The organism is uncultured Azohydromonas sp., assembly GCF_937926365.1.
In the GTDB taxonomy this organism is placed as follows: Bacteria; Pseudomonadota; Gammaproteobacteria; order Burkholderiales; family Burkholderiaceae_C; genus Azohydromonas.
Map to the genome: position 1 here is coordinate 21,263 of NZ_CALAOH010000208.1, position 10,342 is coordinate 31,604.

Annotated in this window: 9 protein-coding genes; 4 read left to right on the top strand and 5 right to left on the bottom strand. The window is 70.3% G+C overall.

From position 1 onward, the window contains the following. Positions 1 to 7: 7 nt before the first annotated feature. The 3 genes from Q0741_RS22355 (at position 8) to Q0741_RS22365 (ending at position 3,731) form a co-directional block, all read left to right on the top strand. Entirely contained in the window at positions 8 to 1,153 is a 1,146-nt protein-coding gene (locus Q0741_RS22355) for a DSD1 family PLP-dependent enzyme (protein ID WP_298235401.1), read from the top strand. A 144-nt stretch (positions 1,154 to 1,297) separates the two neighbouring features. Beyond that, positions 1,298 to 2,425 carry an FAD-binding oxidoreductase gene (locus tag Q0741_RS22360; RefSeq protein ID WP_298235402.1) on the top strand — a complete coding sequence of 376 codons (1,128 nt, stop codon included), beginning with the start codon at positions 1,298 to 1,300 and terminating at the stop codon, positions 2,423 to 2,425. A gap of 388 nt (positions 2,426 to 2,813) precedes the next feature. After that, positions 2,814 to 3,731 (top strand): toll/interleukin-1 receptor domain-containing protein, encoded by a 918-nt coding sequence (locus tag Q0741_RS22365; protein ID WP_298235403.1) that lies wholly within the window; start codon positions 2,814 to 2,816, stop codon positions 3,729 to 3,731. Between the two features lie 68 nt (positions 3,732 to 3,799). Here Q0741_RS22365 and Q0741_RS22370 read toward each other — a convergent pair whose 3' ends face one another. The 3 genes from Q0741_RS22370 to Q0741_RS22380 all read right to left on the bottom strand — a co-directional run bounded on the left by Q0741_RS22370 (position 3,800) and on the right by Q0741_RS22380 (position 7,257). Then, entirely contained in the window at positions 3,800 to 4,588 is a 789-nt protein-coding gene (locus Q0741_RS22370) for a slipin family protein (protein ID WP_298235404.1), read from the bottom strand. Then, the gene (locus Q0741_RS22375) at positions 4,585 to 5,961 is read right to left on the bottom strand and encodes a nodulation protein NfeD (protein WP_298235405.1); all 1,377 of its coding nucleotides are present in this window, start codon (positions 5,959 to 5,961) and stop codon (positions 4,585 to 4,587) included. The genes Q0741_RS22370 and Q0741_RS22375 overlap by 4 nt, the downstream gene beginning before the upstream one ends. Before the next feature lie 87 nt (positions 5,962 to 6,048). Then, entirely contained in the window at positions 6,049 to 7,257 is a 1,209-nt protein-coding gene (locus Q0741_RS22380) for an acetyl-CoA C-acyltransferase (protein WP_298235406.1), read from the bottom strand. Positions 7,258 to 7,486: 229 nt separating this feature from the next. Between Q0741_RS22380 and Q0741_RS22385 the strand changes: the two genes are divergently transcribed. Next, positions 7,487 to 8,521 (top strand): AraC family transcriptional regulator, encoded by a 1,035-nt coding sequence (locus tag Q0741_RS22385; protein WP_298235407.1) that lies wholly within the window; start codon positions 7,487 to 7,489, stop codon positions 8,519 to 8,521. A gap of 13 nt (positions 8,522 to 8,534) precedes the next feature. Here the strand turns inward: Q0741_RS22385 and Q0741_RS22390 are convergent, their stop codons facing one another. Both Q0741_RS22390 and Q0741_RS22395 read right to left on the bottom strand, forming a co-directional pair. Then, positions 8,535 to 9,686 carry a diguanylate cyclase gene (locus Q0741_RS22390; RefSeq protein WP_298235408.1) on the bottom strand — a complete coding sequence of 384 codons (1,152 nt, stop codon included), beginning with the start codon at positions 9,684 to 9,686 and terminating at the stop codon, positions 8,535 to 8,537. A gap of 254 nt (positions 9,687 to 9,940) precedes the next feature. Beyond that, positions 9,941 to 10,219, bottom strand: coding sequence for a PilZ domain-containing protein (locus Q0741_RS22395; RefSeq protein WP_298235409.1), 279 nt, complete (start codon positions 10,217 to 10,219; stop codon positions 9,941 to 9,943). Positions 10,220 to 10,342: the final 123 nt, after the last annotated feature.

The window sequence follows — 10,342 nt, forward strand, 5'->3', positions numbered from 1 at the left end:
CTCGCACATGACGATCGCCAGCGACTTCGCCCCCTTCCCTCCCGCCGCCGTGCCGGGCCAGCCGCTCGCCGACGTGGACACGCCCACGCTGCTGCTGGACCTGGACGCCTTTGAGCGCAACCTCGACCGCATGCAGGCCGCGGCCCGGGTCGCCGGCGTGCAGCTGCGCCCGCACGCCAAGGCGCACAAGTGCCCGGCGGTGGCGCTGGCGCAGGTAGCGCGCGGCGCGGCGGGCGTGTGCTGCCAGAAGGCCAGCGAGGCGCTGCCCTTCCTGCAGGCGGGCGTGCGCGACGTGCACATCAGCAACGAGCTGGCCTCGCCCGCCAAGGCGCGGCCGGTGGCGCAGTGGGCGCGGCACGCGCGGCTGAGCGTGTGCGTCGATGACGGCGCACAGATCGACGCCCTGGCCGCCGCCACGCGCGAGGCCGGCAGCCGCCTCGACGTGCTGGTGGAGCTCGACATCGGCCAGGGCCGCTGCGGCGTGGCCGATGCGAGCGCCGTACTGCGCCTGCTGGAGCGGCTGGCGGTGCATCCGCAACTGTCCTTCCACGGCCTGCAGGCTTACCAGGGCGGGCTGCAGCACCTGCGCAGCCGCGAGGAGCGGCGTGAACAGGCGCTGCGCGCGGCCGAACGCGCGGGCCGCGCCGTGGCGGCGCTGGAGAGCGCCGGCGTGCGCTGCGCCACCGTCACCGGCGGCGGCACCGGCAGCGTGGAGTTCGACCTGGAAAGCGGCGTCTACACCGAGCTGCAGCCGGGCTCCTACGCCTTCATGGACCGCGACTACGCCGACAACGAGGCGGGATCGCTGCGCTTCGAGCACGCGCTGTTCGTGGCCACGCGCGTGATGAGCTCCGCCGCCGGCACGCACGCGGTGGTGGACGCGGGCCTCAAGTCGCTGACGCTGGAGTGCGGCCTGCCCGTGCTCTGGCCGCGCGAGGGCGCGCTGCGCTACACCCAGGCCAACGACGAGCACGGGCTCGTGGCCGTGGATGCCGCGAACGCCGGCACCACGCTACTGCCGCTGGGCAGCCTGCTGCGGCTGGTGCCCGGCCACTGCGACCCGACTTTCAATCTGCACGACCAGATCGTGACCTTCCGCGGCGGCACGGTCGAAGACGTCTGGCCGATCGCCGCGCGCGGGCTCAGCCGCTGAACGACACCCCCTTCGAGGACAAAGCCATGCAGTACCTCGACATCACAGCGCCCGTCGCCGCCAAGCCGGCGCTGGGTTCCATCGTCACCGCGCCGCCGCTGCACGGCGCCACTTCCACCGGCACCGCCTCAGCGGCCTGAACCCATGGACACCTTCGATTTCGCCGTCATCGGCGCCGGCATCGCCGGCGCGTCGGCCGCCCACGAGATATCGGCGCGGGCCTCCGTGCTGCTGCTGGAGCGCGAAAGCCAGCCGGGCTACCACACCACGGGCCGCTCCGCGGCGCTGTACATGGGGAGCTACGGCACGCCCGCGATCCGCGCGCTCACGCGCGCCAGCCGGGCCTTCTTCGACGCGCCGCCGCCGGTGTTCGGGGCCGAGCCGCTGCTGACACCGCGCGGCGTGCTGCACGTGGCCCAGCCCGACCAGGGCGAGCTGCTGGAGGCCGCCTGGCGCGAGCTGTCCGAGCGCGGCGGCGGCGTGCGCCGGGTGAGCCGCGACGAGATGCTGGCCGTGGTGCCCTGCCTGCGCCCGGAGGCCACCGGCGCGGGCCTGGCCGAGGACAGCGCCAACGACATCGACGTGCACGCACTGCACCAGGGCTACCTGCGCGGGCTGCGCCAGCACGGCGGCCAGGTGCGCAACCACGCCGAGGTGATGGCGCTGTCGCGCAGCGGCGGCGTGTGGACGCTGCGCCTGGCCGACGGGGAGGCGGTGCGGGCCCGCCACGTCGTGAACGCGGCGGGCGCGTGGGCCGACGAGGTGGCGAAACTGGCCGGCGTGCGGCCGATCGGGCTGGAACCACGGCGGCGCAGCGCCTTCACCTTCCTGCCGCCCGCGGGCGTGGACGCCAGCCGCTGGCCGGCGGTGGTGGGCATCGACGAGAGCTATTACTTCAAGCCCGATGCCGGCCAGCTGCTGGGCTCGCCGGCCAACGCCGACCCGGTCGCCCCGCACGACGTGGTGCCGGAGGAACTGGACGTGGCCATGGGCATCCACCGCATCGAGCAGGCCACCACCATGACCATCCGGCGCCCGGGCCGCACCTGGGCCGGGCTGCGCTCCTTCGTGGCCGACGGCGACATGGTGATCGGCTGGGACGGCCAGTGCGAGGGCTTCTTCTGGCTGGCCGCGCAGGGCGGCTACGGCATCCAGAGCGCCCCGGGGGCGGCGCTGCTCGCGCGCAACCTGCTGCTGGGCGAGGGCTTGGACGAGGCGCTGCTGGCGCAGGGGGTGGAGACAAGCGCGCTGTCGCCCGTGCGGCTGCGCTGAGCCAACGGCCCGGCCCCAAACGGCCGAGCGAAGCTTGCGGCGCAGGGTTTGCGCCGCCGAGCCGGGTAATGGCCCGGCTCCACAGCAGCGCGTCGCAGCCGGCGGATAAGCGCGCCTACCCGGTGAAGAAAGTCATGTGACGCTGCCGCGCCCACGGCGCACAGTGCGACTGACCCTATTCGGCGTAGTTGACCAGCAACGAGATCGTGCAGCCTGCCGACTGGATATTGGCCTTGAAAATACCAACTCAGGCCCGAGATGGCACGCCGCCGAAACTGGCGGCGTCCAGAATACCCTTGCGGCAGTTGCAATCCATCCGCGAATTGTGGTTGAAGTCCACTCCATGCCCGCCGAAAATGGAACAAGCGCATGTTGCCAAGGAGACGCCATGGATGCGTTCATCAGTTATTCCTCTGCCAATTGCGCACAGGTTGCGGATATCGAGAGTTACCTTGAAGGCAAGGGCCTCGCCGTCTGGCGCGATCGCTCGGAAATACAAATCGGCGCGCTGCTTCGCGAGGAACTGCATGATGCAATCAGCCAAAGCCGAAGCTTCATTCTCATGTGGTCCGAAGCCGCTTCCGCGTCGCGGTGGGTTGCGGCGGAACTGATCAGTGCCGTCCACTTGGAGCGCTTCATCCTGACCTGCGTACTCGATGGCACACCGTTGCCGGCCTTTCTTCAGCACACCGTCTACCTGGACTTCCACAAGCAGGCATCTCAGCAGCAAGAGCTGCTCGACAGGCTGTGCCGCTCGGTACGCGGGGCGCCGCCACAATCAAGGACGATGCGGCCGGTGCTGAGCGTTCAAAGCCCGGAACTGAAAAGCATATATAACCAAGTAGCCCATATTCAATTGGAAGAGCTGAAGCTGCTGGGAAAATGGAAGGTCGATGAAGCGCGCGAGCTGCATGAAAAGCTTGACCCCCTGCTGAAAATTGTAGAGGAGCGCTGGCGTTTCGACCCGGGCGTATACAACCTCGCCGCGTACCATCGAAAGAATGCCTACATGGTCAAATACTGGGAAGAGATCCAGGGAGGCCAGCCTCCCCAGGACCCACTGCTGAGCAATGCAGAGCGCCTGTTTTTCAAGGCTCTTTTCCTGGATCCCATGGACTTCAACGCCCTCAATGGGATTGCAAGCATATTCATTCTGGAGCGTGAGCTTGACGCTGCCCAGTTTTTCAACGAACGGGCCATACAGCTCGCCCAACGAATCGGCATCAGTTACGACGCAGGCATCGACGACAGCAATACGATTGCCCGGTTGAAGGGAAATCCGCCAGCGCAGTCGGGTCCGCGATAACAAGCGCTGCCCAGCGGCGGTCGCTGCGCGGACGGGGTGGGGCATTCATGGACAGGCGGAAAAAGAATTCAGCCGGCGTCCCGCGGTCCACCGTGGCGCCGCAGCCCCTCCACCAGCGGCCCCAGGATGTCCACCGGCAGCGGGAAGACGATGGTCGAGTTCTTGTCGGCGGCGATCACGGTCAGCGTTTCCAGGTAGCGCAGCTGCAGCGCCTGGGGCTGCCGGCCCAGGATCTCGGCGGCCTGGGCCAGCTGCTGCGAGGCCTGCAGCTCGCCTTCCGCGTGGATCACCTTGGCGCGCCGTTCGCGCTCGGCTTCAGCCTGGCGCGCGATGGCGCGCACCATCGAGTCGCTCAGGTCCACGTGCTTGATCTCGACGTTGGTGACCTTGATGCCCCAGCTGTCGGTCTGGCTGTCCAAGATCTTCTGGATGTCCAGGTTCAGCCGCTCGCGCTCGGACAGCAGCTCATCGAGCTCGTGCTTGCCCAGCACGGCGCGCAGCGTGGTCTGCGCCAGCTGGCTAGTGGCGCCCAGGAAATTCTCGACCTCGATGATCGCCCGCTGCGGATCGACGACGCGGAAGTACAGCACCGCGTTGACCTTGACCGAGACGTTGTCGCGCGTGATGACGTCCTGCGCCGGCACGTCGATCACGAGCACGCGCAGGTCCACCTTGACCATCTGCTGGATGCCGGGAATCAGGATCACCAGCCCCGGCCCCTTGACGCGCCAGAAGCGGCCGAGCTGGAACACCACCCCGCGCTCGTACTCCCGCAGGATGCGCAGGGCGCTGGCCAGCAGCGCCAGCAGCGCGAAGAGCAGCAGCGTCGTCAAACCGATGTCCCATGCAGCGCTCATGAACGGTCCTCCTCCTGCGGCGGGGCCGCGGCCTGTTCGGCGCGCACGAGCAGCGTCAGGCCTTCCACGCCGACCACGTGCACGGCCTGCCCTGGCCGCAGGCCGGCCACGCCCCGCACCCGCCATGGGGTGCCGGCCACGCGGGCCCAGCCGGTGTCGTCCGCGTCGTGCTCGATCAACTCGCCACGGGCGCCGACCAGCGTCGCCGCGCCGCCGACCACCGGCCGGCGCCGCGCGCGCAAGGCAAGGCCCAGGACGCCGAAGACGAAAGCCGCCGAGGTGAGGCACAGCGCGGCGATGACGGACCACGGAATGCCCAGGCCCGGCGCGTCGCTGTCGATCAGCAGCGCCGCACCGAAGGCGAAGGCCGCGATGCCGCCCAGCCCCAGCACGCCGAAGCTCGGCATGAAGGCCTCGGCCACGAGGAAGGCCAGGCCGAGCAGGACCAGCGCCAGTCCCGCGTGGTTGATGGGCAGCATCTGCAGCCCGTACAGGCCCAGCAGCAGCGCCACGCCGCCGACCACGCCCGGCAGCACGAAGCCGGGGCTGGCGAACTCGAAGATCAGGCCGTAGAGCCCGATGGTCACCAGTGCCAGCGCCACGCCGGGATGGCTGATGCTGGCCAGCAGGCGGTCGCGCCAGTCGGGCTCCAGCAGCTGCACCGGCGCCCGGGCCGTGGCCAGCGTCACGCGGCGCTCGCCCACGCGCAGCTCGCGTCCGTCGAGCTGGCGCAGCAGGTCGGGCAGGTCCGCGGCGACGAAGTCGATGACGCCCTGGGACAGCGCCGCGCGTGCGTCCAGGCTGGCGGCCTCGCGCACCGCGCGCTCGGCCCAATCGGCGTTGCGCCCGCGCAGTTGCGCCAGGCCGCGGATGTAGGCCACGGCGTCGTTGACGCGCTTGGCAGTCATCGCATCAGGGGCCGAGGCCGCACCCTGCGGCCCCGGCTTGTCCGCGCCGCCGCCCGGCAGGCCGATCTCCACGGGCGTGGCCGCGCCCAGGTTGGTGGCCGGCGCCATGGCGGCCACGTGCGCGGCGTAGAGCAGGAAGGTGCCGGCGCTGGCGGCGCGCGCACCCTGCGGGGCGACGAAGACGGCCACCGGCAGCGGCGACGCGAGCAGGGCCTGGATCATGTCGCGCATGGCGGTGTCCAGACCGCCCGGCGTGTCCAGCTGCAGCACCAGCAGCGCCGCCTGCTGCTGTTGTGCGCGTTGCAGGCCGCGCTGCAAGCGCAGCGCGCTGGCCGGGCCGATGGGCCCGGCCATGGAGAGCACGACCACCGTCCCGGGAGCCGGGCCCTGGCCAAAAGTTGCTACGGCACCGGCCAGCCCGGCAACGAGGGCCAAGCCGCACAGCCACAGGCGAGCACTCCCCATGCGGGGATGCTACGCCCGCGTCCCGGGCGCGGCGAGCGGGGGCCCGATGAGCCGCCCCGCGTCACGGACAAGGCGGCAGTCTCGGGCTCAGGCCAGCTCGATCGCCAGCGCCGTCGCCTCTCCGCCGCCGATGCACAGGCTGGCCACGCCGCGGCGGACGCCGCGCTGGCGCATCGCGCCCAGCAGCGTCACGACGATGCGCGCGCCCGTGGCGCCGATCGGGTGTCCCAGCGCGCAGGCGCCGCCGTGCACGTTGACGCGCTCGTGCGGCAGCGACAGCTCGCGCATGGCGGCCATGGTCACGACGGCAAAGGCCTCGTTGATCTCCCACAGGTCCACGTCGCCCACCTGCCAGCCCACGCGGGGCAGCAGCTTGTTGATCGCGCCCACGGGAGCGGTCGTGAACCAGGCGGGCTCCTGCGCGTGCGTGGCGTGACCGCGGATGAAGGCCAGCGGCGCCAGGCCGCGCTCGCGCGCCGTGGAGTGGCGCATCAGCACCAGGGCCGCGGCACCGTCGGAGATGGAGCTGGAGTTGGCGGCCGTGACCGAACCGTCCTTGGCGAAGGCGGGCTTGAGCCCGGCGATCTTGTCCAGCTGAACCTTCTTCGGCGCCTCGTCTTCGGCGATGAGCTTGTCGCCGCCACGGCCCGGCACGGCCACCGGCGCGATCTCCCAGCGGAACAGCCCGTCGCGTTGAGCCTGTTGCGCGCGCAGCGTGGAGGCGGTGGCGAAGGCGTCCTGCTCCTCGCGGCTGAAGGCGAAGTGGCGCGCGCAGTCCTCGGCGAAGGTGCCCATCAGGCGGCCGTTGGTGGCGGCGCCGTAGCGGTCCTCCAGGCCGTCGAAGAACATGTGGTCCAGCATCTGGCCGTGGCCCAGGCGCTGGCCCGAGCGGGCCTTGGGCAGCAGGTAGGGCGCGTTGGTCATGGACTCCATGCCGCCGGCCACCACCACCTGCTGGCTGCCCGCCATCAGCAGGTCGTGCGCCAGCATCGTCGCCTTCATGCCCGAGCCACACACCTTGCTGACGGTGGCGCAGCCGGTGGACGGCGGCAGCCCGGCGGACAGCGCCGCCTGGCGGGCCGGCGCCTGGCCCAGGCCCGCGGGCAGCACGCACCCCATCAGCACCTCCTCCACCGCCTCGGCCGGCAGGCCGGCACGCTCCACCGCAGCGCGGATGGCCTGCGCGCCCAGCTGCGGCGCGCTCAGCGCCGCGAAATCGCCTTGGAAGGCACCCAGCGGCGTGCGGGCGGCACTGACGATGACGACGGAATCGCCGGAGGTCGGGGCTTGAGGCATGAGGGTCTCCAGGCGCCCGCGGACAGGCGCCACATGGTTGATGAAGCTGTTCTTGCGCTCCGAACAGGCTGCGCGGCGCCCCGCACCCCTGCCGTCGCAGCGCGCAGCGTAGGCCGGCGGAACCGGCCTGCCCATGCCTGAGCGCTGCAACCTGCATGGGGCGTGCGGACACCCCGCCTAGAATCCCGGCCCTTTCCCAAGCCCCCCTACCGAGCACGACACCCTGGCCATGAGCACGGCGCAAGACAAAGGCACGATCGCCATCGGCTTGGTACACGAAGCGCTGCAGGTGGCCCGGGAGCGCGGCCTGGACCTCGCGGCGGTGCTGGAGCGCGCGCGCATCGACGCCCGGCTGCTCGACGCCCCGCGGGCCCGCGTGCCGGCCCTGGCCTATGCGCGGCTGTGGGCCGCCCTGGCCGATGCGATGGACGACGAGTTCTTCGGCATGGACAGCCATCCCATGCGTCGCGGCAGCTTCCGCCTGATGTGCCAGGCCGCCCTGAGCTGCGACACCCTGGGCCGCGCCCTGCACTGCATGCTGAGCTTCCTGCGCGCCGTGCTGGACGACCTGCACGGCGAGCTGCGCGTCGAGGGCGAACACGCCCTGATCGTCGTGCACGACCATGGGCCGCCGCGGCGCATGTTCGCCTACGCCACGTGGCTGATGCTGGTGCATGGCCTGGCCTGCTGGCTAGTACGGCGGCGGCTGCCCTTGCTGCAGGCCCGCTTCCGCTGTCCCGAGCCGGCCGAGGTGGCCGACTACCGCACCCGCTTCTGCGAGGACGCCAGCTTCGATGCGCCCGTGACCCAGGTGCGGCTGGACGCCGGGCTGCTGGAGCTCAAGGTGGTGGAGAGCCAGGACAAGCTACGCGCCTTCCTCCACGGCGCACCCGCCAACCTGCTGGTGAAGTACCGCAACGAGGCCAGTCTCAGCGCACAGATCCGGCGCCGCCTGCGCGGCCTGGACCCCGCCGAATGGCCGGAGGTGGACGAGCTGGCACGCAGCCTCGCCATGTCCGGCACCACGTTGCAGCGCCGGCTGCGCGGCGAGGACCTGAACTACCAGCGCCTGAAGGACGAGCTGCGGCGCGACATCGCCATCGAACTGCTGGGCAAGACCGGGCTGGCCGTGGCCGAGGTGGGCGCGCACGTCGGCTTCCTGGAGCCCAGCGCCTTCCACCGCGCGTTCAAGAAGTGGACCGGCGTGAGCCCGGGGGTGTACCGCCGAGCCGGTGGCGCAACGGCCCTGGCGAGCAGCTCGTAGCCGGCGCAGCCCTTCACGCGGGCTGGAAGTCGGCGGCCGCGCACAAGCGGTCGCGCCCGGCGCGCTTGGCCGCGTACAGGGCCTGATCGGCACGCCGCAGCAGGGCATGGACATCGGCATCGCTGTCCTGGAGCTGTGCCAGCCCGCTGCTGAAGGTGAGCCGGTGCCCCAGCGCTGGCAGCACCGCCTGTTCCAACTGCGCGCGCAATCGCCGGTCCACCTTGGCAGCCTGCTCGGCTTCGCAGCGGCGCAGCACCACGAGGAACTCCTCGCCCCCGTAGCGACAGCTCAGGTCACCCTGGCGCAGGCACTGGCGCAACTGTTCGGCCATCAAGCGCAATGCGGCGTCACCGCCTGCATGGCCCATCGAGTCGTTGATCCGCTTGAAATGGTCCAAGTCCAGCAGCAGTACGGCCAGTGGCTCGTGGTGGCGGCGCGCCATCGCGAGCAAGGTCTCGGCCTGCTCCAGGCAGGCCCGGCGGTTGAGCAGCCCGGTCAGCCCGTCGGTGGCGGCAATGCGCTCCATGGCCTGCAGCGCCTCGCCATGCCAGGCGGCCAGCAGCGCCAGCGTGATGAGGCTCAGCGCCACATGCTGCAACATCGCGCCGGCCAGGTTCAACGGATGCGGCGTTCGCAGCTCAGGATAGAGCTCGGTGAAGAACGCGCCCAGGATGCCCCGGCCCAGCGTCACCACCGCCAGGACCACGGCGCACACCAGCACCACGGCACGCCAGCGCCGGCCCGCGCCCTGCGCCGGCCGGGCGCAGGCCAGGGCCACGCAGCCCAGCAGCAGCGCCAGCCCGAAGTTCGACCACCCCACGCGAAATGCATAGCTGCCGAAACCCAGCCCGTAGCCCAGGGGCGTCAGCAGCGCGGCGGCGTGGACCACCGCCCGGCCCGGCCGCGGCGCGAGCCAGGCGTTCAGCGCATGCCAAATGCAAACCAGGCTCAGCCCCAGCAGCGCGATCCAGAGCGTGGAAAAGAGGCGGTCGTGCACCGGCCGCGCCAGCAGCAGGCAAGCCCAGGCCAAGGCCTGGGTCAGCGCGCTGGCGTTCATCCAGCGGGCCCCGGCACTGGTGGGCCATCCCACCAGGACGGGCAATGCGGCGGCCGTGGCGAACACGCTGGCCAGCATCATCACGAACGCGGTCTGGACGTCCAGCATGTCAGGCGCAAGAGAGTCATGGCGATCGCTTGGTGCAACCGGCCATGCCGGCGGAAATATCGGCCGGCCGGTGCGCCGGCGCGGGAACTGCGTTGTTCAGGCACCGGCCCACCGCGGACGCAGCCCGCGGCGTCCTGCCTGGAGCCCTTTATCGTGCAAACGCGATGCTTGTTGAGTCGCGGCGCGTGATACGAGCGGCCGGTGAACGCCGGCACCGTCCTGGTGGCGCAGGAAGGTCGCCCGAAGCTGCCACGTCAGGCGCCCAGGTAGCTCTTGACGAGCGCAAGGTCCCGCTCCTGGATGGCGCAGAAATCCAGTCCGATCATGAATCCATCCTGCTGTCGGCTCAGAATGCTGTGCGTCACGCTTCCCGAGGCGTGAATACCATCGCTGTTGCGGCCGGCGATGGGAACTCTGAAAACGATCTCGCATTCGGATTTGAGTCTGAGATTCACGGGAGCGACCACGCATATGCCATCCAGGCCCAGGTCGTAGGTCCTGACAGCGAGTTGATCGCCGTTCGGCAATAACAACTGGGCAAAGCTCCTGAACATTTTGCGAGTTAGCTGACGGCCTTCCAGCAGTGGGCGATCCCAATTCGTAAGTCATAAATAATAAATATTTATATTCAAAACGAACCGTCATGCTTGAAGCAA